19 protein-coding genes, 1 tRNA gene and 2 riboswitches are annotated in these 20,975 nt (G+C 70.7%); of the genes, 9 read left to right on the top strand and 11 right to left on the bottom strand.

What is annotated here, in order from left to right; all coding sequences use genetic code 11:
- The first annotated feature begins 14 nt into the window (after positions 1 to 14).
- From rph to ABT340_RS06185, 5 genes are all read left to right on the top strand, one after another.
- Complete coding sequence (rph, locus tag ABT340_RS06205) at positions 15 to 731, top strand: ribonuclease PH (protein ID WP_352009597.1); 717 nt, start codon at positions 15 to 17, stop codon at positions 729 to 731.
- Positions 689 to 1,339 (top strand): XTP/dITP diphosphatase, encoded by a 651-nt coding sequence (locus ABT340_RS06200; RefSeq protein ID WP_399175970.1) that lies wholly within the window; start codon positions 689 to 691, stop codon positions 1,337 to 1,339. The genes rph and ABT340_RS06200 overlap by 43 nt, the downstream gene beginning before the upstream one ends.
- 46 nt (positions 1,340 to 1,385) lie before the next feature.
- A complete protein-coding gene (locus ABT340_RS06195; protein WP_352009596.1) occupies positions 1,386 to 2,933 on the top strand; it encodes a molybdopterin-dependent oxidoreductase in 1,548 nt (515 codons plus the stop codon).
- A gap of 146 nt (positions 2,934 to 3,079) precedes the next feature.
- Positions 3,080 to 3,787: a toxin glutamine deamidase domain-containing protein gene (locus tag ABT340_RS06190; protein WP_352009595.1), complete on the top strand. Its 708-nt coding sequence runs from the start codon at positions 3,080 to 3,082 to the stop codon at positions 3,785 to 3,787.
- Complete coding sequence (locus ABT340_RS06185; RefSeq protein ID WP_352009594.1) at positions 3,784 to 4,041, top strand: SUKH-4 family immunity protein; 258 nt, start codon at positions 3,784 to 3,786, stop codon at positions 4,039 to 4,041. The genes ABT340_RS06190 and ABT340_RS06185 overlap by 4 nt, the downstream gene beginning before the upstream one ends.
- A 46-nt stretch (positions 4,042 to 4,087) precedes the next feature.
- Here ABT340_RS06185 and ABT340_RS06180 read toward each other — a convergent pair whose 3' ends face one another.
- The 4 genes from ABT340_RS06180 to ABT340_RS06165 all read right to left on the bottom strand — a co-directional run bounded on the left by ABT340_RS06180 (position 4,088) and on the right by ABT340_RS06165 (position 9,569).
- On the bottom strand, positions 4,088 to 6,589 hold the full coding sequence (locus ABT340_RS06180; RefSeq protein WP_352009593.1) for an ABC transporter permease: 2,502 nt from the start codon (positions 6,587 to 6,589) through the stop codon (positions 4,088 to 4,090).
- A gap of 2 nt (positions 6,590 to 6,591) precedes the next feature.
- Entirely contained in the window at positions 6,592 to 7,362 is a 771-nt protein-coding gene (locus tag ABT340_RS06175) for an ABC transporter ATP-binding protein (protein ID WP_352009592.1), read from the bottom strand.
- 220 nt (positions 7,363 to 7,582) lie between these two features.
- The gene (locus ABT340_RS06170) at positions 7,583 to 8,251 is read right to left on the bottom strand and encodes a response regulator (protein ID WP_352009591.1); all 669 of its coding nucleotides are present in this window, start codon (positions 8,249 to 8,251) and stop codon (positions 7,583 to 7,585) included.
- Positions 8,252 to 8,309: 58 nt separating this feature from the next.
- Positions 8,310 to 9,569, bottom strand: a complete 1,260-nt coding sequence (locus ABT340_RS06165) for a sensor histidine kinase (RefSeq protein ID WP_352009590.1) — start codon at positions 9,567 to 9,569, stop codon at positions 8,310 to 8,312.
- Between the two features lie 318 nt (positions 9,570 to 9,887).
- Between ABT340_RS06165 and ABT340_RS06160 the strand changes: the two genes are divergently transcribed.
- Positions 9,888 to 11,081, top strand: coding sequence for a SigE family RNA polymerase sigma factor (locus tag ABT340_RS06160; protein ID WP_352009589.1), 1,194 nt, complete (start codon positions 9,888 to 9,890; stop codon positions 11,079 to 11,081).
- 175 nt (positions 11,082 to 11,256) lie between these two features.
- Here the strand turns inward: ABT340_RS06160 and ABT340_RS06155 are convergent.
- Positions 11,257 to 11,330, bottom strand: a tRNA-Leu gene (locus ABT340_RS06155).
- A gap of 542 nt (positions 11,331 to 11,872) precedes the next feature.
- On the bottom strand, positions 11,873 to 12,337 hold the full coding sequence (gene bcp / locus ABT340_RS06150) for a thioredoxin-dependent thiol peroxidase (protein WP_352009588.1): 465 nt from the start codon (positions 12,335 to 12,337) through the stop codon (positions 11,873 to 11,875).
- A gap of 112 nt (positions 12,338 to 12,449) precedes the next feature.
- Between bcp and ABT340_RS06145 the strand changes: the two genes are divergently transcribed.
- Positions 12,450 to 12,788, top strand: coding sequence for a DUF3618 domain-containing protein (locus ABT340_RS06145; protein WP_352009587.1), 339 nt, complete (start codon positions 12,450 to 12,452; stop codon positions 12,786 to 12,788).
- Between the two features lie 15 nt (positions 12,789 to 12,803).
- Here the strand turns inward: ABT340_RS06145 and ABT340_RS06140 are convergent, their stop codons facing one another.
- On the bottom strand, positions 12,804 to 13,997 hold the full coding sequence (locus ABT340_RS06140; protein ID WP_352009586.1) for an amino acid deaminase/aldolase: 1,194 nt from the start codon (positions 13,995 to 13,997) through the stop codon (positions 12,804 to 12,806).
- A gap of 151 nt (positions 13,998 to 14,148) precedes the next feature.
- On the opposite strand from ABT340_RS06140, the gene ABT340_RS06135 reads away from it, so the two are divergent.
- The gene (locus tag ABT340_RS06135) at positions 14,149 to 14,766 is read left to right on the top strand and encodes a DUF6286 domain-containing protein (RefSeq protein WP_352009585.1); all 618 of its coding nucleotides are present in this window, start codon (positions 14,149 to 14,151) and stop codon (positions 14,764 to 14,766) included.
- 188 nt (positions 14,767 to 14,954) lie between these two features.
- Here the strand turns inward: ABT340_RS06135 and ABT340_RS06130 are convergent, their stop codons facing one another.
- From ABT340_RS06130 to gcvT, 4 genes are all read right to left on the bottom strand, one after another.
- Positions 14,955 to 16,790: a hypothetical protein gene (locus ABT340_RS06130; protein WP_352009584.1), complete on the bottom strand. Its 1,836-nt coding sequence runs from the start codon at positions 16,788 to 16,790 to the stop codon at positions 14,955 to 14,957.
- A gap of 112 nt (positions 16,791 to 16,902) precedes the next feature.
- Complete coding sequence (locus ABT340_RS06125) at positions 16,903 to 18,279, bottom strand: L-serine ammonia-lyase (protein WP_352009583.1); 1,377 nt, start codon at positions 18,277 to 18,279, stop codon at positions 16,903 to 16,905.
- Positions 18,280 to 18,364: 85 nt separating this feature from the next.
- Positions 18,365 to 18,754 (bottom strand): glycine cleavage system protein GcvH, encoded by a 390-nt coding sequence (gene gcvH / locus ABT340_RS06120; protein ID WP_352009582.1) that lies wholly within the window; start codon positions 18,752 to 18,754, stop codon positions 18,365 to 18,367.
- Complete coding sequence (gene gcvT, locus ABT340_RS06115; protein ID WP_352009581.1) at positions 18,751 to 19,839, bottom strand: glycine cleavage system aminomethyltransferase GcvT; 1,089 nt, start codon at positions 19,837 to 19,839, stop codon at positions 18,751 to 18,753. Before gcvT ends, gcvH begins: the two co-directional genes overlap by 4 nt.
- 41 nt (positions 19,840 to 19,880) lie before the next feature.
- Positions 19,881 to 19,965: riboswitch (glycine riboswitch) on the bottom strand.
- Between the two features lie 2 nt (positions 19,966 to 19,967).
- Positions 19,968 to 20,066: riboswitch (glycine riboswitch) on the bottom strand.
- Between the two features lie 139 nt (positions 20,067 to 20,205).
- On the opposite strand from gcvT, the gene ABT340_RS06110 reads away from it, so the two are divergent.
- A complete protein-coding gene (locus ABT340_RS06110; protein WP_352009580.1) occupies positions 20,206 to 20,958 on the top strand; it encodes a hypothetical protein in 753 nt (250 codons plus the stop codon).
- Positions 20,959 to 20,975 lie beyond the last annotated feature (17 nt).

Raw genomic sequence — 20,975 nt, 5'->3', positions numbered from 1 at the left:
CTAGGGTGAGGTCCATGGCTCGCGCAGATGGACGTTCTCCCGATCAGCTTCGCCCCGTCACCATCACCCGTGGCTGGCTCGCCCACGCAGAGGGGTCGGTGCTCGTCGAGTTCGGCGGCACCAGGGTGCTGTGTGCCGCCTCCGTGCAGGACAACGTGCCCCGCTGGCGCAGGGGCAGCGGCCAGGGTTGGGTGACCGCCGAGTACGCCATGCTGCCCAGGGCGACCAACACCCGCAACGACCGTGAGTCGGTGCGCGGCAGGATCGGCGGCAGGACGCACGAGATCTCCCGCCTCATCGGCCGTTCCCTGCGGGCCTGCGTCGACTACAAGGTGCTCGGCGAGAACTCCGTCGTGATCGACTGCGACGTGCTCCAGGCCGACGGCGGCACCCGCACGGCCGCGATCACCGGCGCCTACGTGGCCCTCGCCGACGCGGTGCGGTGGATGCGCGAGCGGAAGATGTGCGCGGGCGACCCCCTCATCGACTCCGTCGCCGCCGTCTCGGTCGGCGTCGTCGGCTCCACGCCGCTGCTCGACCTCTGCTACACCGAGGACGTCGCCGCCGAGACCGACATGAACGTGGTGATGACCGGAAGCGGCCAGTTCGTCGAGGTCCAGGGCACCGCCGAGGGCAAGCCGTTCGACAGGGCCGCCCTCGACGAACTGCTCGACCTCGGCGCCGCCGGATGCGTGGAGCTGACCCGCCTGCAGCGCGAGGCGCTGGCGTGAGCTCCTCGATCAAACTGGTCCTGGCGACCAGGAACGCCGGGAAGATCGCCGAGCTGCGCCGGATCCTGGCCGACGCCTCGATCACGGCCGAGATCCTCGGGCTTGAGGAGTTCCCCGAGATCGGTGACGTCGCGGAGACCGGCCTGACCTTCGCCGAGAACGCCCTGCTGAAGGCGGGCGCCGTCGCCGAGCAGTCGGGCCTGCCCGCCATCGCCGACGACTCCGGCCTGTGCGTCGACGCGCTGAACGGCATGCCGGGCATCTTCTCCGCCCGCTGGGCGGGCAGGCACGGCGACGACCGGGCGAACCTGGAACTGCTGCTCGCCCAGGTGTCCGACGTGCCGGAGGAGCACCGGGGCGCCCACTTCGCGTGCGCGGCGGCTCTGGCGCTGCCCTCCGGTGAGCAGCGCATCATCGAGGGCACCCTGAACGGGGTGATCATCGACGCCCCGCGCGGCGCCAACGGCTTCGGCTACGACCCGATCTTCGTGCCCGAGGGCGAGAGCCGTACGGCGGCCGAGCTCTCGGCCCAGGAGAAGAACGCCATCAGCCACCGGGGCCGTGCCTTCCGCGCCCTGGCCCCCGTCATCGCGGAGCTCCTCGGCTGAGGACGCGCGCCGCGACCGGCGCGCGGACAGGCGTAACGTCGCAGGCATGGAGAGCAACAGACGTGCGCCCGGGTGGGCGGGCCCGCTGATCGGCCTGGTTTCCTGCGCGGCGGCGCTGGGGGTCTCCCTGGCGGCCGCGGGGCTGGTCAGGGCGTCCGCCTTCCCCGTCGTCGCGGTCGGCGACGCCGCCGTCGACCTCGCCCCCGCGGGGGCGAAGGAGTTCGCGATCCGCGTCTTCGGGGAGAACGACAAGAACGTCCTGGTCGCGGGCATCCTCGTGGTCCTCGCCGCGGTCGCCGCGGCCATCGGGACGCTGGCCCTGCGCGACCTCAGGTACGGCACCGCCGGGCTGGCGGCCTTCGGCGTGGTCGGCGTCTCGGCCGCCCTGACCCGTCCGGACGCGGGCGTCCTGGACGCCGTGCCCACGCTCGCGGGCGTGGTCGCGGGCATCGTCACCCTGCGCCTGCTGACCGGACGCGCCCTGCGGGGCCCGGCCCCCACGACCTCGGGGGAGGGCGCCGCGATCGACCGGCGCGGACTGCTCATCGGGGCGGCGGGTGGTCTCGCGCTCGCCGGGGTGAGCGGCGTGATCGGCCAGGCGTTGACGTCGGGACGCTCCGCGGTGAGCGCGGCCAGGGCCTCCCTGAGGCTGCCCGGGCCCGCGACCCCGCTTCCCCCGATCCCGGCCGGGGCCGACCTGAGGATCAAGGGACTGTCGCCGTTCGTCACCCCGAACGCGGACTTCTACCGGGTGGACACCGCCCTCGTGCTGCCGCAGGTCGACCCCCGTTCCTGGACCCTCAGGATCCACGGCATGGTGGACAGGCCCGTCGAACTGACCTTCGCCGACCTGCTGAAACGGCCCGTGGTCGAGGCGGACGTCACGTTGTGCTGCGTCTCCAACGACGTCGGCGGTCCCTATGTCGGCAACGCCAGGTGGCTGGGGGCCGATCTGGCGGGGGTGCTGCGCGACGCGGGCGTGCACCGGGACGCGGACATGCTGCTGAGCACCTCGGCCGACGGCTGGACCTGCGGCACCCCGGTCGACGTCGTCCTCGACGGCCGTGACGCCCTGCTGGCCTTCGCGATGAACGGTGAGGCGCTGCCCTTCGCGCACGGCTTCCCGGTCCGCCAGGTCGTGCCCGGCCTGTACGGATACGTCTCGGCGACCAAGTGGGTGACCGACATCAAGGTCACCCGTTTCGACCGGGACGAGGCCTACTGGACCCCCAGGGGATGGGCGCCGAAGGGACCCGTCAAGACCGAGTCGCGCATCGACCTGCCCAGGGACGGGGCCGACCTGCCCGCGGGCCGTACGGTGATCGCGGGGGTCGCCTGGGCGCAGCACAAGGGGATCGACGCGGTCGAGGTCAGGATCGACCGGGGGCCGTGGCGCCAGGCGAGACTCGCCCAGGCGCCGACCGCCGACACCTGGCGCCAGTGGGTGGTCGACGACTGGGACGCCACCCCGGGCGAGCACACCATCGAGGTACGGGCGACCGACGCCACCGGCTACACCCAGACCGCAGAACGCGCCCCCGTGGGCCCCGACGGCGCCACCGGCTGGCACACCGTGGACGTCCGGGTCACCTGAGCCGGGGACGCTCCTTCCAGATCTGGTCAACTCGCCGGTGCCGTACGGCCGAGCGCCCTAACATCGGCCCGAAACGAGGCCGAGGGGGACCGGTGGAACAGGCGTTTTCAACCGCGGTATTACAAACGAGGACGTACAACCCCGTGGTGACCGCGGACGGGCAGCGGTGGCGGGACTTCGAGCTCGACCCGCGTTCCTCGGTCGTCGTGGCGCCGCCCAGGGAGCCGGAGCGGGTCGCGTGGCGGCCGATCAGGCTGGACCGGTGCAGGCCGTACGGCGCGGTGGGCGGGCTGGTGATGCCGGACCCGCAGATCCAGGAGGACCTGCTGTGCTCGGTGCCGCTGACCGAAGAGGGGACGCCCACGCGCTTCCCCGACCCCCGGGGAGAGTGGATCAAGGCGATCAACGGGGCCGGTGCGGCGGACGACCCGTTCCGGGCGACCAACTCCCTGGACTGCGCCCTGTCGGTGCTGTCCACCTGGTACGGGACGCCGGTCGTCGCCGCGCCGAGACGGCCGGAGTACGACCGGGCCGGCAGACCCCTGCTGACCGGGGAGGAAGGCGGGGCGGCCCGCGCGGAACGGTGGCTCGGACAGCGCTTCCAGTACCTCGGACAGGGAAGACAGGCCTACGGCCCGATCGGGCCGGCGCTGCTGGCCGGTGGCCACGGATCCGCCGCGATCATCGTCAACCGCTGGCCCGGGGGCGGCAGCCACGCCTGGAACGCGGTGAACGCCTCCGGAGAGGTGCTCTGGCTCGACGCGCAACTCGGGAGGCTCGCGGACGAGCCGCTCTACAAGTTCGTGACCGGGGTGTTCTGCGTGATCCTCGACGCGGAGGGACGCGGGCTGTGAACCTCGAACAGGCCAGGGCGGTCGCGGAGGAGTACTTCAACGGCGTCAGAGGCCTCGACGCCGCCGTGGAGATCCGGATCTACGACTTCGCCGAGGGATACGTCGCCTGGGCCAAGGAGCCCGAACCCGAGGACCCCGGCGTGCTGCCCGACACCGTCGGCGGCGGATGCCTTGTGATCGACAAGGCCACCGGGGAGATCACGATCAGGCCCCTCCTCAACCCGGAGACCATCGCCGACCAGTACCCCGGATGAGCCGGGCGAAAGGGCCGGGGCACCCCGTGGGGCGCCCCGGCACCGGTCAGCCCGCGGCCAGGGCGTCCACGACCGAGGCCCGGGCGGCCTTACGGGCGGGCAGCACGGCGGCGAGCACGCCCGCCAGACCGGACAGCACCACGAACGCCAGGACCTGCGGCACGGGAACGGTGAACACTACGCCGGTCGTCGCGGTCCGTGCGGCGGCCCAGCCGAACACGACACCGAGCACCACCCCGACCAGCGCCCCGATGAGCCCCAGGATCAGGGCCTCGACCGAGAGCATCGCCCGCAGCTGGGACCGGGTCAGGCCCAGCGCCCGCAGCAGCGCCGACTCCCTGGTCCGCTCGTGGACCGAAAGGGACAGCGTGTTGGCGATCCCCAGCAGCGAGATCAGCACCGCCAGCCCGAGCAGCCCCGTGATGATCATCATGCTCATGTCGAGCGCCTCGTCGAACCCGCTCCTGACCTCCGTGGAGCTGGCCACCTTCGCCGTCGGGTACGGCTGCGCCGCCGCCTCGACCACCTTGCGCGTCACGTCGGGGGCGACCCCCTCCTTGGCGTTGACCAGGATCCGGCTGTCGTCGACCACGCCGAAGTAACGGTCGAAGTCAGCCTCGGGAACCGTCAGCTCCGCCAGGCCCGTCTGATCGGCGTCGAAGACCCCGACGACCGTGAGCTCGACCCGGCCCGCCTTCTTCGTGCGCAGCGGAAGCCGGTCGCCGACCGCGACCTTGAGGTTCTTGGCCACGTAGCCCGCCACCGCCACGGTCCCCGGCTTGAGCGCGCCGACCGACCCCGAGGTGAAGGCCGGGGCGAAGTCCCGGGTGGCGGCGAACGTTCCCGCCCGGTAGGTGGAGTCCTCGGCGCCGGCCTTGGCGTCGGTCTGGCGGATCGCGACGACCGAGGTCAGCTCCGGCCTGGTCCGCAGGTTCTCCGCCAGGTCACGCGGCAGACGCGACTCGCGGTCCTGGGCCTGGACCATGTAGTCGACGGGGAACTGCTCGTCGAGCTTCTGGGAGTAGGTCAGCCGCAGCGTGCCGGTGAGCACCGAGATGAGCGTCATCAGCGTCACGCCGACGGTCAGCGCCACCGTCGTGGTCGCGGAACGTCGCGGGTTGCGCCCCGAGTTGTCCAGCGCGAGCCTGCCCGGCACCCCGAAGAGCCTGCCCGGCAGCCAGCCCACGAAGGCGCCCAGCGGCCTGACGATCACCGGTCCGAGGACCAGCACCGCGAAGAACACCAGCGCGCCGCCCGCCATCACGGTGAACAGCGCCGCCTGGCCGGGATCCATCGTCACCCCGACCACGGTGACCGCGACCCCGGCGACCAGGAACAACGCCGCCACGATCACCCGCACGACCCCCGCCCTGAAGGTGTGCTCCTCCACCTGGGCGCGCAGCGCGGCGATCGGCGCGACCCGCGTCGCCGAACGCGCGGGCAGCAGGGCCGCCCCGACCGTGACGACCATGCCGACCGCCACGGCCAGCGCCACGGTGAACGGCGTCAGGGTCGCGGTCGCCTCGGGCAGCGGGGCACCGGAGGTACGCAGCACCACCATCGCCCCCGCGCCCATGCCGTACCCGAGCAGCAGGCCGAGCAGCGACGACATCAGGCCGACCACCGCCGACTCCAGCAGGACGGAGCCGAACACCTGCCCGCGCGTCGCGCCGATGCAGCGCAGCAACGCCATCTCCCGGGTTCGCTGGGCGACGAGGATGTTGAAGGTGTTGTAGATGACCAGCGCCGCGACGAACATCGCCACCAGGCCGAACAGCAACAGACCCATCGTGAGGAACTGGCTGTCGGCGCCGTTGGCCTTGACCATGTCGTCGGCGTACCGCTTGCCGGTCTTCACCTCGTAGTCGGCCCCGAGGGCCTTGACGACCGCGGCGCGCGCGTCCTCCTGGGAGACCCCCTCGGCCGCCGCGACGTCGATCTCCCGGTAGCCCTTCTCACCGGTCATCGCCCTGGCCGTCTCGGTGACGAAGCCGACCGCGCCGGTGTAGGCCAGCTCCTGGTCGAGGCCGACGTCGAACAGCCCGACCAGCGTGAACTCGTGACTGACGTTCTTGGAGTCGAGCACCGCGACGGTTTCGCCGACCTTGAACCCCCGCGTCTTGGCGGTGTTCTTGTCGAGCACGGCCTGCGTCGCGGTGCTCGGCGCCGAACCGCTGACGATGGAGGTACGGCTCAGCGGCCCCTGGACGATGGAGACCCCCGAGGTCGGGTAGTCACCGGCGGCCTTGCCGTCCTTGCCGATCAGCGCGGAGGTGCCCCGTACGAGACCCTGGGCCTCGGCGACACCGCCGACGGCGCGGACCTTCTCCAGCACGGCCTGGGAAAGGTCCGCCTTGTCGGGGGCGGGAAGCACGGCGACGTCGATCTTGTCGGCCGCCGCGCCGAACTTCTGGGTGAAACCGGCCTGCATGGTGTCGGTGAGCACGAACGTGCCCGCGATGAAGCCGACCCCGAGCGCGATGGCCAGCGAGGTGAGCAGCAGCCGCAGCTTGCGTGCCCTGAGCCCGGCGAAGGTCGTCTTGAGCACCTTCAGGCCTCCAGCTTCATCAGCGTGTCCAGCACGCTCTGCGGGGTCGGCTGGAACAGCTCACTGACCAGCAGGCCGTCCCGCAGGAAGATCACCCGGTCGGCGTAGGACGCCGCGACCGGGTCGTGGGTGACCATCACGATCGTCTGGTTCAGCTCACGCACCGACGTGCGCAGGAACGACAGCACCTCGGCGCCGCTGCGCGAGTCCAGGTTGCCGGTCGGCTCGTCGGCGAAGATGACCTGTGGCTTGCTGATCAGGGCGCGGGCGACCGCCACCCGCTGCTGCTGGCCGCCGGACAGCTCGCTGGGCCTGTGCCCGAGCCGCTCCCGCAGGCCGACGGTCTCCACGACCCGGTCGAACAGGACCTGGTCCGCCTGCCTTCCGGCGATCTCCAGCGGAAGCCTGATGTTCTGCTCGGCGGTCAGCGTCGGCAGCAGGTTGAACGCCTGGAAGATGAACCCGATCCGCTCGCGGCGCAGCAGCGTCAGCCGTTTGTCGTCGAGACCCGTCAGCTCGACCTCGCCGATGTGCACCTGCCCGTGGGTGACGGTGTCCAGACCGGCCAGGCAGTGCATCAGCGTCGACTTGCCGGACCCGGAGGGCCCCATGATCGCGGTGAAGGCGCCCGTCGCGAAGGAGACGTCCACTCCCCGGAGGGCCTCCACGGCCGCGTCTCCCTGGCCGTAGACCTTGGTCAGGCCCCTGGCCACCACGGCCGCCGCCGTGTCCCTGCGCGCGTGCCCCGCGCCGACCTCTCCGGTGATGGTCACGTCTCTGTCTCCTTGCCAAAAGCGTGTCTTGCGAACTGGAAGAACGCTATTGGCGCAGGACAGGGCCGTTCATCGGCCTGCGGGACAGAGTCGGTCTCCGCCGAAGGAGGCTTGTTCCCGGGCAGCTACGACCCGTGACGTAGTCCCCGTATCGGCCATTCGGACGAGCCGGGGGCCTGGCTCGCGGGGCCGGCCCGTGAAAGACCTTGCCGGGAAGGGCTCACGAATCCGTCGAATGCGGCGTCACAAGCCCGGACTCGTAGGCGTAGACCACCACCTGGGCCCGGTCCCGCAACCCCAGTTTCGCCAGCACCCTGCCCAGATGCGTCTTGACCGTGGCCTCCGCCAGGTCGAGCCGCTCGGCGATCTCCCCGTTGGACAGACCGCGGGCGACCAGCACCAGCACCTCCCGCTCCCGCGCCGTCAGACCGCCGAACACCGTCGGCTCCGCCGTACCCGGCGAGGGAAGATGCACGGCGAAGCGCTCCAGCAGCCGCCTGGTCGTGCTCGGCGCGACGACCGCGTCCCCGCTGTGCACCGAATGGATGGCGCTGACCAGGTCGGAAGGCGGCACGTCCTTCAGCAGGAACCCGGAGGCCCCCGCCTTCAACGCCGCGAACGCGTAGTCGTCCAGATCGAACGTCGTCAGGATCAGCACCCGCGGCCCGTCCTCGGCGGCGCGGATCAGACGGGTCGCCTCGACGCCGTCCATCACCGGCATCCGCACATCCATCAGCACCACGTCGACACCGCCGCCTCCGGCCACCTCGACCGCCGCCGCCCCGTCACCCACCTCGGCGACGACCTCGATGTCCGGCTGGGCGTTCAGCACCATGCGGAACCCGGCCCTCAGCAGCGCCTGGTCGTCCACCAGCATCACGCGAATCACCGGCCACCCACCTTCCCACCGGGAAACCGCTCCCCGGCACCCTTCCGTCCGGCCCCCCTCACGCGGCCCTGCTCCTGCCCATCTCGCCGATCGGCAACCGCGCCGTCACCCGGAACCCGCCACCGGGGCGCGGACCCGCCTCGACGCTCCCGCCGAACATCGCCGCCCGCTCCCGCATGCCGACCAGGCCGTGCCCGTCCACACTTCGCGGCGCCGCCGCGCCCCGCCCGTCGTCGGTCACCCGGACCAGCAGCTCACGCGGACCGTACTCCATCTCGACCACCGCGCTGCTGCCGGGGCCGCCGTGCTTGAGCGTGTTGGTCAGGGCCTCCTGGACGATCCGGTAGACCGTCAGCTGCTCCCCCTCGGGCAGACCCTGGGCCGGGCCGGTGACCCGCAACTCGACAGGCACCCCCGAGGCGCACACCTGGGCCACCAGGTCGTCCAGCTGCGACAGGCTCGGCTGCGGAGCGTACTCCTCGGCCCTGCCCTGCCCGGCGGAACCCTTCTCGGCGGAACCCGCCCCGGACACGCCGTCGGTGCGCAGCACGCCGACCATCCTGCGCATCTCGGCCAGCGCCTGCCTGCCCGTGTACGAGATGGCCCGCATGGCCTCCCTGGCCTGCTCGGGATCGTTGTCGATCGCGTACCCCGCGCCGTCCGCCTGAACGATGATCACACTCACGTTGTGCGCGACCACGTCGTGCAGCTCACGGGCGATCCTGGTCCGCTCGGCCGCGGCGGCCAGCCGTACCTGCTGGTCACGCTCATGTTCGGCCCGTACGGCCCGCTCCTCAAGGCTCAGCAGATAACGGCGGCGGGTGTTGGCGTAGATGCCCGCGATCCAGATCGCCACCACGAACACGGAGAGGCTGGCCCAGCTCACGAAATCCGGATATGTCACGAGCCGCCCGAAGGAAAGGGCCAGCCCCAGCTCCGCCACCAGGCCCGCGGCGACCGCCCAGCGCAACAGGCGCCGCGCGGCCACGGCGTACATGGCGATCAGCACGGACACGTTGAACGCCAGCGGATCGACCCCGGCGAGCCACTGCAGGAAACTCCCCAGCGAGACGGCCGCGAAGACCCCGAGAGGATGCCGCCGCAGCCACAACAGCGGAACCGAGACCATCAGCCCGAAGACCAGGATCGCCCACGGCCCCGTCACGACCCCCGGCCACGGCACACTCCTCGCCCCCGAACCCGTCAGGTTCGCGACGAACCACCCGTTCGCCACCGAGATCGCGGCGAAAGGCACCAGCCAGAGAGCATCCACGGCACCGGGATGCCGACGGCTCCAGTCGAGTAATCTGCCGAACACGTCACCACGATACGTATACGCAGATCAATGCCCTTCCCCCTCAGGGCGGAACCGCGCCTACGACCCAGGTCGCACCTCCAAAGCCCTTACACCCCTCTTACGCCCCTTCGGGCACCATGGTTTTCGGGAGCACCCTCCGGGGTGAGTAAAGGGAGAGATTGTTTGTGATGGCGGATCACAACAATGCCGGGCCGCGCGATGAAGAGGACGCATCGCGCGGCCCGTCGTCATTCCCGGCCCCTCACTGACGGAACCCTCTCAACCTTTTCCCACCGGCCCGGTATCTGAGAAAGAAGAGGGCGGGCCGGGAGGGGAAACGTGGAAACAGGCGCGGAAAGCGCGGAGGAACACTTCCGCGACTTCGTCACCTCACGCTGGCAGGCCATGCTCCGCACCGCCTACCTGCTGACCGGAGACCACGGCAGAGCCGAGGACCTGCTCCAGACCGCGCTGGTCAGGACCCACAGACGCTGGAACAGGATCGACGACCCCGAGCTATACACCCGCCGGGTGCTCGCCAACCTCAACATCTCCTGGTGGCGGCGAAGACGGATCACCGAACACCTCACCGGCACCGTCCCGGAGACAGCCGTCCAGGACCCGCACACCGGCTACGAAACCCGCGACGCGCTCTGGACGGCGATGCTGACCCTTCCCCCCAGAATGCGCGCCGTACTCGTCCTGCGTTATTTCGAGGACCTGCCGGAGGCCGAGGTCGCCAGAACACTCGGCTGCTCCCTCGGCACGGTCAAAAGCCAGGCCTCACGCGGCCTGGAACGGCTCAGAGGCCACCCCGGGATCACCGGCGACCCCGGCGCCCGTGTCCTCTACGCCGGGGACAGGGCAGGACACCGCGTCATCGTGGCGGTCTCCCCGAGGAACCCCGCCATGGGCGGCACGGTCATCCTGTACGGCACGGCGGGAACCCCCGTGGAGGCTCTGAGAGCCGACCCGCAACCCCCGAACATGACGGGCAGGGACGGCATCGCCTGGATCTCCGCAGACCCCGACCACACCCTCATCGTGCTCGGCCCCCCGCGGACGACCGCGGTGAAGATCTCCCCCTCCGTCACCTACCGCTCCGACGGCACCCCGACACGCCGCACCCGCACCCTCCGGACGGACGACGGCCTGATCCTGACCCCCGTCCCCGACGCCGCTCCCGGCCACGTCGCCATCAAGATTCGGCTGGGAGAACGCTTCGGAGAACCCGTGTCACTCGGCTGGCCCACATCCCAGCACGAGGACCCCGCCTTCCGCCCAAACCTGACCAGGGCAGCCGCGGCCGCCGAAGGCCACGTCGACCGGGAACAGGCTCAGGGACTGCTGTGGGGACTCGGCGCCCTGGCCACCGCCACAGGACTGGCCCTCTTCTCACCCCCCGGCCTGTCCAGGGAACGGCTGCGCGCGTGCGACTACCGTGTCCTGGGGGCCGGAGGGAAGATCCTCCACCGGGGAGGACTCGACATCGGCGATCTCCACACGGCCGTTCTGGGAGGGAGCGACTGGTGAGGGGAGGCCGCCGGCGGAGACGCGGAGCAGGCGGAGGGCCTCGCGGAGGGCGGCGGATCGGGAGGGGGCCCTGCCCTGGGTGACGTAGGCCTCGACGAAGGCGGCGTCCTGAGGGGCCAGGATGACGCTGACGGTCACCGGGATGAACGCCTGCGTTTCGTTTTCCGTTTTATTGTGGGGCCGATGGGATTCGAACCCATACTGCGCGCCACCTAAAGACGCTGCCTCCTGCCGTTGGGCTACGGCCCCTTTGTTTTTTCCCGCGAAGTTCTCTGTCTGAGAGTGGCAGTTCGGGCAGAGAAATCGCAAGTTGTTTATTCTGTTGTCGAGCCAGTCGCCGTTGAGATGGTCGACGTGCAACGTGAGGGGCTCGCCCTCCCAGGTGCCCCCGATCTTACAGGCACCGCACCGGTAGGGCACCCCGGCTTCCTGGAGCGCGCGGCGGAGCATCGGGGGCTTGGTCCTGAGGGAGCCGGGCGGACGGACCAGGAGGACCTCCTCGGGAGGCAGGCGTCTGGGGGAACGCCGTCCGCGGTGATGCGCCCGGCCGCGGAAGTGTGAGGTGTCGATGCCGAGGCGTTTCAGTTGGCGGCTGATGTGCGCGTGGTTTCCGCCCGCGATCGTGATGCCGAGGCGGCGCAGGACGTCGGTGACGCTGAGAGAGGCGGCCGCGGCCTCGGCCAGCATTTCCAGGGTGTATTTGTACTTCGCCGGCATGCCCCGAGGTTACGGAAGGAGACCGACAATTCCTGGGGCATGCGCCAATCACATTAAATGGCGAAAAAAGTGGATCAGTCCACGCCGAGTTCGCGGCGGAGGCGGGCCACGTGACCGGTTGCCTTCACGTTGTAGAGGGCCTTCTCGATCTTCCCGTCCGCGTCGATGACGAAGGTCGAGCGCAGCACGCCCACGGTGGTCCTGCCGTACATCGTCTTCTCGCCGTAGGCGCCGTAGGCCTGGTGGACCTCCAGGCCGGGGTCGGACAGCAGGGGGAAGGTCAGGGCGTCGTGCTCGACGAACTTGGCGAGCTTGGCCGGGGTGTCCTTGGACACACCGAGTACGGCGAAGCCCGCGGCGGCCAGGGATTCGAGGCTGTCGCGGAAGTCGCAGGCCTGCTTGGTGCACCCGGGGGTCATCGCGGCGGGGTAGAAGTAGAGGATCACACGTTTGCCGCGGTAGGCGTCGAGGGAGACGGTGCCGCCGTCGGCGGCGGGGAGCGCGAAGTCCGGGGCGGCGTCGCCGGGCTCTAGTTTCATGGGTTTCCTCCGTGGACTCGTTCCCGGGTCAACTTACCGGCCTGCCCGAAGTGCCGCGGGCGGACCGGACCTGACAGACTGATCAATGTCAAGGGTGACGAGAGGAGATCCGATGGCGGACACCGATCCCGCGGAGCTTGAGCGGAGAATCGAGCGGACCCGTGCGGAGTTGGCCAAGACGGTTGACGCCATCGCCGACCGGGTGAGCCCGAAGAACGTCGCGCGCAGGACCGTCGCCAAGGCCGAGACGAGTGCGAGGCAGTTCCTGGTCTCGGTCGGAGACAGGGTGGGGGACGTGGTCGGGGTCACGCCGCGTCCGGTCAAGCCGGGGGACGAGCCGCAGGGCCTGTGGGCCGAGGAGGAGCCGAGCCTGGCGCCGGTGCTGATCGGCGTGGGCGCCGTGCTGGCGGTCACCGCGGTGGTCATGCTGTGGCGGCGCCGTCGCCGTTGAGGCGGGCGGGCCGGGTCAGAGGAAGGTGCGGCCCTCGCCGCGGTAGGTGGGGACGGTCTCGACGACCTCCTCGCCCTCGATCAGGTGCAGGGCGGTGAAGCGTTCGCACAGTTCGCCGGCCTTGGCGTGCCGGAACCAGACGCGGTCACCGGTTCTCAGGTCGTGTGCGGCGGGGCCGAGGAGCGGGGTCTGGACCTCGCCTGCGCCCTCACCGGGGGCGTAGCGCAGGCCGTGGGGCAGGTAGGGGTGGGGGAGGCGGTCCCGTCCCGGGGGGCCTGAGGCGTGGTAGCCGCCGCCCAGGACGGTGACGACGCCGGGGGCGGGGCGGCGGACGACGGGCAGGGCGAACATGGCGGCGGGGCGCCCGGTGAAGCCGCGGTAGAAGTCGAACAGGCGAGGGTGGAAGAAGCCGGATCCCGCGGCGACCTCGGTGACGGCCTTCTCCCTGGCGGTCAGGTCGATGCTGCCCGTGCCTCCGCCGTTGACGAACTCCAGGTCGGCCACCTGGGCGACGGCCTGGACGACGCGGCCTCTGCGGACGAGGAGTTCGCGGCGGGAGCGGGCCTGCATGAGGCGGACGGCCCGGGTGAGGGCGGGGTTGCCCGGCTGGTCGTCGCCGACTCCGGCGATCTGGGCCTCGTAGGCCATCACGCCGACCAGGCGGAAGCCGGGGCGTTTGGCGATGGTGGCCGCCAGGTCGGCCGCCTGGTCGGGCCTGCGTACCGGGGAGCGGTGCGCTCCGGCCCTGAATCTGCCGCGGAAGGCCACGAACCCCGCATCGATGTCGAGACATATGCGGATCTCGTGGCGATGGGGGAGGCCGCCGATCGCGGCGTCCACGAGGTTCAGGTGATCGGCGCTGTCAACCATCAGCGTGATCTCCCGCGCCGCCACGGGGTCGGCGGCCAACTCGGCCAGCGCGGTCCTGTCGGCGGTGGGGTAGGCGACGAGCACGTCCCGCAGGCCGGTCGAGACCAGCCAGAGGGCCTCCGGCAGGGTGAAGGCCATGATTCCGGCGAAGCCGTCCATGGCGAGGATCCGTTCGAGCAGGGGCCTGGAGCGGATGGACTTGCTGGCGACCCTGATCGGTTTGCCGCCCGCCCGCCGGGCCATGGCGGAGGCGTTCGAGCGCAGGGCTTCCAGGTCCAGCACGGCGAACGGAGGATCCAGGTGCGCTGTCGCCCGGTCGTAGCGCTGACGGTCGTCCATGCCCGCAGAATAGCCGTAAAACGACTAATATGAGCAGTGTTCATGTTGAGATGCCGGCGGTAAATTCTCCGGCCAGGGTGACTCCGGGATCGTGAAAGTCGCCGCTTCGCCCCCGCGTGACGACTCCGGGACGCGTAGACCTGTCCAGGTGATGAGCACTCTCCAGGACATCATGGCGGGGACGGGCGGAACCACGGCGGGGGAGCACCTGCACGCCGTCCGGCGCAGATCGGTACGGCTGCTGCGGCCCGAGCGCAATCCGGCGGGCCTGGTGGCCGCCGTACTGGTCTCGGCGGCGCTCTCGGCCGCGGCCTGTGTGACGGCGGGGCTGACGATGGGCTCCCCGATGGGGCGGGTGCCCTACCGCAGGGTCGCCGAGGGGATCGGGGCGGCCAGGTGGTCCGACCCCGCGGTCTTCGCCGTGGCGCTGGCGGTGACGGCGGCCGGGATCGTGCTGTTCGCCCTGGCCGTGCTGCCGGGCAAGACCCGGTTGGTGCCGCTGGAGTCCGCGGACTCCCGGATGGTGATCGGCCTGACCAGGGCGGGGCTTCGCCGTACGCTGCGGGCGGCGGCGGAGTCGGTCGACGGGGTCGGGCGGGCCCGGGTACGGCTCGGCTCGCGTGACATCGAGGTCACCGTGTTCACCGACGCCGACCGGACGGGCCACCTGCTGCGTCAGGTGGGCATCGTCGTGGGTGACCGGCTGACGGCCCTGGGCGCGATGTGCGCGCGAGAGATCGTCGTACGGCTGTGCAGGAGGGGAGCCTGATGCGGGCCTACCTGGACAACAGGGTCGGCCTGGCCCTCACGGGGGTGACGCTGACCGGGGCGGGGATGTACGCCTGCCTGCGGGGGCAGGGGAAGCTCTCCTCCCAGCCACGCGACGACCGGATCATGAGCCGGGGGCTGCCCTCCTACCTGGAGCAGCACGCGTGGCTGGGATGGCTGGTGGCGTTGCTACTGGTGGTGCTGGCGCTGCTGTCGATCAGGTGGCTGCTGCGCGCCCTGGGCTGGGGACGGGTGGGACGCCGCAGCGCCACCGGTACGGCCATGCTGGGGGTCGCGGTTAAAGAAATCGAAGGGCTCGTCCGAGTTGGCGTCAGGCACGCGAAGGACGATCGTCTGCGCGTCGCGATCACCTGCGGGCCGGCCACCGACGTCGGCAGGCTCGTCGCGCGGCTGAACAAGGACGCGGTCTCCAAGGTCCGCAGGACGATAGGGGACGAGAACCTCGGCGCCTGGGTCAGGCTGCACGTCCGGGGCCGCTGACCTCGCCGGTCCCGGTGCCGCCGGTTCCGGGGCGGCGGGGGCGGCGGGGGCGGCGGGGGCACGGTCCCGTACGGCGAAGGCGAGTCCAGCGGCCAGGCAGGCGAACGGGACGGCCGGGACCACGTAGCGGTGGTCGAAGGCCGCGATGAAGGGCGGCAGGGCCAGCAGTACGGCCCCCGCCGCCCACGGCAGCAGCACGACCCCGCCGAGCCGCCGCCAGTTGCGCAGCACCCCGGCCAGCCCGACCAGCACGATCACGGCGAGGACCGGGCCGCGCAGGAAGCCGTTCTCCTGGTAGAGGCGCAGCCAGCCCGCGTACGGCTCGACGAGACGGGTCTCGCCGGAGGCGCCCTGGTAGGCGACGGTCAGCTCCTCGGCGGTCCTGCCCTGGGAGGCGGCGCCGGTGGGGAAGGGCCTGGCGACGGCGGGGAAGACGTAGGCGCTCTGCGGGCCGGGGGTCGGGTAGACCCTGCGTTCCCAGTCGAAGACATGGGCCACGTCGGTGAGGCCCGCGGTGAGGAAGTCGAGCGGCTGCGCCCTGATGGCCTGGGCCGCGAAGGCGCCCGCGAGCCTGTCACGCTCGGCCCAGGTTCCCTTGACCTTGTTCAGGGGCGAGGAGGCGTCCCAGATGTAGACGGGCGGGGCCTTGCGCTCGGCGACGGGGACGGTCGGGCACAGCGCGGCCTCGGGACCGGCGGGTTTGATCCTGGCGCAGTCGGCGAAGGTCATGGTGCGCGCCCAGAGGAAGGCGTTTCCCCTGGTCAGGCCGTAGTTGCCGTACTCGGAGGCGAACCAGGCCGCGTAGCCGCCCAGGCCGATCGCGCAGGCCAGCGCGGTGGCCGTGACCGCCCGCCATCCGGACCGTCCGATCACCATGCACACCAGTACCACGAGGGCCAGCGGCAGCCCGATCGTCCTGGTCACGGTCGCCGCCGCGAGCAGGAGCCCGGCGAGCAGCGCCGCCCACGCAGGTGGGCGCCGCCGCCACATCACCAGCGTGACCGCCGCGACCACGAGGAACTCCATCGGCAGGTCCGCCATGACGAGGTGTTCGAGCTGGACCTGGTGGACGTCGAGCAGCACGGGGAGCGTGATCAGCGTCGCCCCCCACCCCGGCAGCCCTCCCCGGCGGCGCAGCAGAAGGTAGACGCACAACGCCGTGGCGAGCCCGAGCAGGTGCTGGATCACCACGACCGCCTGGACGCTGGACAGCGGGCGCAGCGCCCACAACAGCAGGGAGTAGCCGGAGGGGCGGGACTCCATCGGCCGGGGGTCGAGTCCGGCGCCGAGGTAGACGAAGGAGTCGGCCCAGAACCACAGCGTGGGCCGGTAACCGAGCACGGCCAGCGCGCGCACCCCGATCCCGGCGAGCAGGGCCAGCGCGAAGAACCAGTGAGAGCCACGGGAACCACGGGAGCCCGGGGAGCCGCTGTGGTCACGGTGGTCGCCGGGGAGGGCGGACGCGCGGTGGCGGGCCCGGCCTCCCGGACGTGTCTTCTCCGGCTGTGAGACCTTCGTCGGCACGACGTCCTCCCGACTCTCGGTGACAGCGGCACCCAGCATAGGGGCGCTACGGCGAGTGGCCGGGTGAGATGTCAAAGTTCGTGGAGTTTGGCGTGTTTGCCGGGAGGTCGGGTCAGCATTCGATGACGTTCACCGCCAGGCCGCCCCTGCTCGTCTCCTTGTACTTGTCGAGCATGTCGCGGCCGGTGTCACGCATCGTCTTGATCGCCTTGTCCAGGGAGACGAAGTGGCGGCCGTCGCCGCGCAGCGCGATCCTGGCCGCGGTGATGGCCTTGATCGAGGCCACCGCGTTGCGCTCGATGCACGGGATCTGCACCAGGCCGCCGATCGGGTCGCAGGTCAGCCCCAGGTTGTGCTCGATGCCGATCTCGGCGGCGTTCTCCACCTGCTCGGGGGTGCCGCCGAGCGCCTCGGTCAGCCCGGCCGCCGCCATCGAGCAGGCGGAGCCGACCTCGCCCTGGCAGCCGACCTCGGCGCCGGAGATGGAGGCGTTCTCCTTGAACAGCACGCCGATCGCCCCCGCGGTGAGCAGGAAGCGCACCACCCCGTCGTCGTCGGAGTTCGGGACGAACCGGTCGTAGTAGGTGAGCACGGCCGGGACGATGCCCGCCGCGCCGTTCGTCGGTGCCGTGACGACCCGCCCGCCCGCGGCGTTCTCCTCGTTCACCGCGAGGGCGAACAGCGAGACCCAGTCCATCGCGTGCAGCGGGTCCTTCTCCGCGGCCTCGCTCTGCAGCCTCCGGTGGAGCTGGTGGGCTCTGCGCCTGACCTTCAGGCCGCCGGGCAGCACGCCCTCCTTGGCGATGCCGCGCCCGACGCACTCGCTCATGACGCGCCACAGGTTCAGCAGCCGGTCGCGGATCTCCCGCTCGGACAGGCCGAAGGCCTTCTCGTTCTCCAGCATCAGCCCCGAGACGGAAAGACCCGTCTCCGTGCAGTGGCCGAGCAGTTCGGCCGCCGTGGTGAAGGGGTACGGCAGGACGGTGTCGTCCGGTTTGATGCGGTCGGCGCCGGTGGCGTTCTCGTCGACCACGAAGCCGCCGCCGACCGAGTAGTAGACCTTCTCCCGCAGGACGTCGCCGGTCTCCCCGAAGGCGGTGAACCGCATGCCGTTCGGGTGGTGCGGCAGGGAGATCTTGCGTTCGAAGACGAGATGCTCACCGACCACGAACGGGATCTCGCGGGAGCCGTACAACCGGATCGTTCCCGAGGCGCGCATGGCGGCCAGCCGTTCGTCGACGGTGTCGACGTCGACGAGTTCGGGTTTGTCGCCGGTCAGGCCGAGAAGGACGGCCTTGTCGCTGCCGTGGCCCTTGCCGGTCAGGCCGAGTGAGCCGTAGAGGATGACCTCGACCCGGGTGGTCTTGTCGAGCAGGCCGTCGTGGTCGAGCCCTCTGGCGAACCTGTGGGCGGCGGCCATCGGGCCGCCGGTGTGCGAGCTGGACGGGCCGATACCGATCTTGAAGAGGTCGAAGACGCTGATCGCCATTGATCTGCCCTGCCTTTGCGCTGTCCCGCGGTCGTGATCACGCGCGCCGGTGGACGCGCGTGATCACGACGCAAGATTAGATATTTCAGGATTCGCCCGAAGTGAGTGCCGTGTACTCCTCGGGGGACAGCAGGTCCTCCGGGTCACCCTCAAGCCGGACGCGGAACAGCCAGCCGTCGCCATAGGGGTCACTGTTGACCAGCGAGGGGTCGTCGACGACGGCCTCGTTGACCTCGACGACCTCACCGCCGACCGGCGCGAAGATGTCGCTCACCGACTTGGTCGACTCGACCTCGCCGACCGCCTCACCCGCGGTGAGCGAGGAACCGGCCTCGGGCAACTGGACGAAGACCACGTCACCGAGGGCGTTGGCGGCGTAGGCGGTGATGCCGACGGTCAGGGTCAGGCCGTCGTCTATGCCCGAGATCCACTCGTGCTCCTTGGTGTAGTGCAGCTCCTCGGGAATGTCACTCACTTTTTCCTCCTGTAGAAAGGCAGCTCAACGACCTCGACCGGCTCGTGACTGCCCCGGATGTCCACGGCCAGTCCAGCGGACGTTCCGTTGTCCACGTAGGCCATGGCGATCGGCCTGCCCAGGGTCTGGGAAGGCGCTCCGCTGGTCACCTCTCCGACGACGACGCCGTCGCCGGAGACCACCGGATACCCGTGGCGGGGCACCCTGCGGCCGGTCGCGATCAGTCCCACCAGGCGGCGGGCCGGGGGGACGTCCTTGAGCGGCTCAAGGGCGGCCCTGCCGACGAAGTCGCCTGGTTTGTCAAACCTCACCACACGGCCGAGCCCCGCGTCGAACGGGGTGAGATCAGCGGAGAGCTCGTTGCCGTACAGCGGCATCCCCGCCTCAAGACGGAGGGTGTCACGCGCCGAAAGCCCGGCGGGCAGCAGGCCGTACGGCTCGCCCGCCTTGGTGAGCGCGGCCCACAGCGGCTCGGCGTCGTCGGCGGCGACGAACAGCTCGAAGCCGTCCTCGCCGGTGTAGCCGGTGCGGGCGACGAGGGCGGAGAGCCCGGCGACGGTCGCGGGAAGGCCCGCGTAGTACTTCAGGCCGTCGAGGTCGGCGTCGGTGAGCCCGCCCAGGATCTCGCGGGAGCGCGGCCCCTGTACCGCGACCAGCGCGTACTGCTCGGAGCGGTCCTCGACCGCGGCCTCGAAGGCCCCGGCGCGCTCGGTCAGCTCGGCGGCGACCCGGGGGTAGTTGGAGGCGTTGGCGACGACCATGAACTCCTGGTCGGCCAGGCGGTAGACGATCAGGTCGTCGAGCACGCCGCCCTGGGGATCGACGATCATCGTGTAGCGGGCGCGTCCCGGCTCAAGGGCGGAGATGTGACCGACGAGCGCGTAGTCGAGGGCCTCGCCTGCCTGCGGGCCCGTCACGAAGATCTCTCCCATGTGGGAGAGGTCGAACAGGCCGGCCGCCTGGCGGACCGCGTTGTGCTCGGCGGACTCGCTTCCGTAGCGCAGCGGCATCAGCCAGCCCGCGAAGTCGGTCAGCGTCGCGCCGAGGGCCTCGTGAACACCGCGCAGCGGCGTGGGTCGGGACATGTTCGCACCTCAGACAGGGGTCGGATGAGAAGCATCCTCCCCCTCTGTCATGGATGCCTGAGAGCTTCGCCCGATTTTTGCCGGACTTTCACCTTCGGCGAGGCCGTACGGCCTGCTTTCCAGAGGCACCTACCCACGCGGTCCTTTGCCTTGAGAGGTTTGCGGGGAGGGCTTGCTCCTTCAGGGGTCCTGGCCTGGATGTCAGGACGCTCTCCCGCGCGGGCTCGTCGGTGTCCCGGCCAGCCTAACCGTAGGCGAGGGCCGAGCGAAATCCCCGGGTCGGGACAGAGTGTCCGGTTAGGCGTGATCATGACGGCTCTCGCATAACCTGAAGGTGCAGTGGGGGATTTGTTCCAACATCGAATCGTGGAAACAGGACGGCTACCGCTCTTCTGTTTCTTCGTCGCGCTGATCGTCGCCTTCGTCTTCACCCGCATCAACGTCCGGCTCATCCGCGCCAAGATCGGCTGGTTCGGCAACGTCAGCGTCGGCGACATGCACATCCACCATGTGGTGTTCGGCGTGGTGCTGACGATGCTCGGCGGGGTCTCCGGCCTGCTCGTCTCCGGCGTTTCCCAGGGGTGGTACGCCCTGACCGCGGCCGTCTTCGGGGTGGGCGCCGCCCTCATCCTGGACGAGTTCGCGCTGATCCTGCACCTGCACGACGTCTACTGGGAGGAGGAGGGCCGCACGTCGGTCGACGCGGTGTTCATCGCGATCGCCGTCACCGGTCTGCTCCTGCTCGGCCTGCGCCCGCTGGGCTGGGAGCGGCCGGACGGCACGCCGCAGGGGACGTGGCTGGCGGTCGGCTTCCTCGTGCTCAATCTCATGCTCGCCGTGGTCACCCTGCTGAAGGGGAAGATCTGGACGGGCATGGTCGGTCTGTTCGTCCCGCTGCTGCTGATCGTCGGGGCGCTGCGGCTGGCCCGGCCCGGCTCCCCCTGGGCCCACTGGTTCTTCGCCCCGGGCTCCCGAAGGCCGAGGCCCTGGAAACTGGCCAGGGCGCAGCGCCGTGAGGAGCGCTGGCGTCGCCCGGCCATCAAGGTCAAGATCGCCTTCCAGGAGTTCGTCTCCGGCCGTCACGACCTGCCCTCCTCCCGCCTGCGGCCACGCCGCTGACCTCGGTGAACCGCCGT

The sequence above is a fragment of the Streptosporangium sp. NPDC000239 genome, from assembly GCF_040300765.1.
In the GTDB taxonomy this organism is placed as follows: domain Bacteria; phylum Actinomycetota; class Actinomycetes; order Streptosporangiales; family Streptosporangiaceae; genus Streptosporangium.
This window is presented reverse-complemented; position numbering and strand designations above follow the sequence as displayed.

What these genes read in the sequence shown, in the direction of transcription:
- rph (WP_352009597.1), top strand. Translation starts at nt 15, where the DNA reads ATGGCTCGCGCAGATGGACGTTCTCCCGATCAGCTTCGCCCCGTCACC.
- ABT340_RS06200 (WP_399175970.1), top strand. Translation starts at nt 689, where the DNA reads ATGCGTGGAGCTGACCCGCCTGCAGCGCGAGGCGCTGGCGTGAGCTCC.
- ABT340_RS06195 (WP_352009596.1), top strand. Translation starts at nt 1,386, where the DNA reads ATGGAGAGCAACAGACGTGCGCCCGGGTGGGCGGGCCCGCTGATCGGC.
- bcp (WP_352009588.1), bottom strand. Translation starts at nt 12,337, where the DNA reads ATGAAACTAGAGCCCGGCGACGCCGCCCCGGACTTCGCGCTCCCCGCC.
- ABT340_RS06145 (WP_352009587.1), top strand. Translation starts at nt 12,450, where the DNA reads ATGGCGGACACCGATCCCGCGGAGCTTGAGCGGAGAATCGAGCGGACC.
- ABT340_RS06140 (WP_352009586.1), bottom strand. Translation starts at nt 13,997, where the DNA reads ATGGACGACCGTCAGCGCTACGACCGGGCGACAGCGCACCTGGATCCT.
- ABT340_RS06135 (WP_352009585.1), top strand. Translation starts at nt 14,149, where the DNA reads ATGAGCACTCTCCAGGACATCATGGCGGGGACGGGCGGAACCACGGCG.
- ABT340_RS06125 (WP_352009583.1), bottom strand. Translation starts at nt 18,279, where the DNA reads ATGGCGATCAGCGTCTTCGACCTCTTCAAGATCGGTATCGGCCCGTCC.
- gcvT (WP_352009581.1), bottom strand. Translation starts at nt 19,839, where the DNA reads ATGTCCCGACCCACGCCGCTGCGCGGTGTTCACGAGGCCCTCGGCGCG.